The organism is Aminobacter sp. P4_D5 (assembly GCF_056401815.1).
On record NZ_JBFUIP010000394.1, the window covers coordinates 1 to 1,173 of the forward strand.

The 1,173-nt window shown below is 69.5% G+C and carries 2 protein-coding genes; both read right to left on the reverse strand.

Annotated elements, in window-relative coordinates; all coding sequences use genetic code 11:
- A partial coding sequence (locus tag AC1DWF_RS32180) for an ABC transporter permease (RefSeq protein ID WP_476842591.1) occupies positions 1–856 on the reverse strand: 856 nt, incomplete at its 3' end.
- Positions 853–1,065 carry an ABC transporter permease subunit gene (locus AC1DWF_RS32185; protein WP_476842592.1) on the reverse strand — a complete coding sequence of 71 codons (213 nt, stop codon included), beginning with the start codon at positions 1,063–1,065 and terminating at the stop codon, positions 853–855. The genes AC1DWF_RS32180 and AC1DWF_RS32185, both read right to left, overlap by 4 nt.
- Positions 1,066–1,173: the final 108 nt, after the last annotated feature.

Below are 1,173 nucleotides of genomic sequence, written 5' to 3' on the forward strand. Positions count from 1 at the left end.
GCCCCTGGCTAGCCAGGTTGATCGCCAGCACCAGGACCAGGATGCACAGGCCCGGCAGGGTCGAAACCCACCAGGCATCGACCAGGAAGTCGCGCCCATCCGCCACCATGGAGCCCCAGGAGGGCGTCGGCGGCTGGACGCCCAGGCCGAGGAAGGAGAGCGAGGCCTCCATGATGATGACATAGGCCATGCGGACGGTGGCCACGCCCAGCACCGGCGACAGCACGTTGGGCAGGATCTCGCGCAGCATGATATGGGCGGGCGAGCAGCCCAGTGCCCGCGCCGCCTCGACGTAATCCTGCTCGCGGGCCGCCAGGGTCTCGCCGCGCACGACGCGGCAGGTGAAGACCCATTCCTTCACCACCAGCGCCGCGACGATGTTGTGCAGCCCCGGCCCCATCATCGCCATCAGCCCGACCGCGAAGACCAGATAGGGAAAGCCGAGCAGCGTATCGACCAGGCGCGAGATCAGCGTGTCCGCCCATCCCCGCAGATACCCCGCCGTCAGCCCCGCCAAGGTGCCGATGACAGCGGCGATCCCCACGACCATGGCAGCGACCGAGAGCGAGACCCGCGCGCCATGGATCAGTCGCGAAAGGATGTCGCGCCCGAGTGAATCGCAGCCGAGCCAGTAGCCGGGCTCCGTGTTCTCCTCCATCCAGGCGGGCGCGCAGAGCCGGCGGAGCAGATCCGTGTCGGTGGGGTCATGCGGCGCGACCCATGGGGCCAGCAGGGCCAGCAGCGCCACGGCCAGCACGATGGCGCAGGCCAGCACGGCGGTGCGGTTCTCKAGCAGCCGCCGCAGCGCCAAGCCGGTGGGCGAGAGCTCGGGCGCTTCGGCCACGCTGTCGCTCAAAGGCGCACCTTGGGATTCAGGCTCGCATAGAGCAGGTCGGCCGCGAAGTTCAGGACGACATAGATCACCGCGTAGAGCAGCACCGCCGCCTGAACGAGCGGGTAGTTGCGCGCGAAGATGCTCTCCACCACCACGCGGCCGAGCCCCGGCCAGCCGAAGACCGTCTCGACGATCATGCTGCCGCCCAGCAGCGCGCCGGTAGCCCACACGGCGCTTCTCCTGGTCCACCTCGGTCTCGGCGGCGTCGATCAGCCGGTCCACCTCGGCATTGGAATAGCCGGCGCTATTGCCGCGGCCGCCGGTCCGCAGGGTCGGCT